Origin of the sequence: Pseudomonas paracarnis (genome assembly GCF_904063055.1) — a bacterium.
Taxonomy (GTDB): Bacteria; Pseudomonadota; Gammaproteobacteria; order Pseudomonadales; family Pseudomonadaceae; genus Aquipseudomonas; species Aquipseudomonas paracarnis.
Window position 1 is genome coordinate 1 of record NZ_CAJFCN010000069.1, and the last position, 464, is coordinate 464.

Sequence of the window (464 nt, forward strand, 5' to 3'; positions counted from 1 at the left end):
AAGTGGGGTTGGTGCAAACCTTGCGAGGTCCCAAGCGTAAGCCGGCGCGGAGGTAAACCCCGGTCGAAGCGAGTGACCGGCGAGGGGGACGCAAGCTACTCCATCCGCCCCGCGGGCCAGTGGGTCGCCATGGCCCAAGGGCCGAAGTTCGGCGAACTGGAGATTCACACCTGGAAGGTCAATGGCGACAGCTGCGACGCCGTGCTGGAGTTTGAATTCGCGGTAGAAACCAAGCTGACCAAGGCACCGCTGCAACCGGCCGCCAACGCGCGTATCAAAGAACTGGGCTGGGCCAGCGCAGGCGATAAGCACCGCTGCCCGAAATGCCAGCAGGCCGCGCACTGAAAGGCCCGCTGCTGCTCGCCGCCATCCGCATGGGCCTGGCAGGCCGCGCTGCCGATGGCGCCCAGCTCGGGCACCACCACAGCTACGTCGTGGAATGGGTCGGTGAGCGGCCGTTAATG

The 464-nt window shown here is 65.9% G+C and carries 1 protein-coding gene and 1 pseudogene; both read left to right on the forward strand.

Annotated elements, in window-relative coordinates; all coding sequences use genetic code 11:
• Positions 1-345 (forward strand): hypothetical protein (locus tag JMV15_RS27930; RefSeq protein WP_201491993.1); only part of this gene is annotated, 345 nt, incomplete at its 5' end.
• Positions 342-464, forward strand: a pseudogene (locus tag JMV15_RS28655) (META domain-containing protein); the annotation flags it as partial. The gene JMV15_RS27930 and the pseudogene JMV15_RS28655, both read left to right, overlap by 4 nt.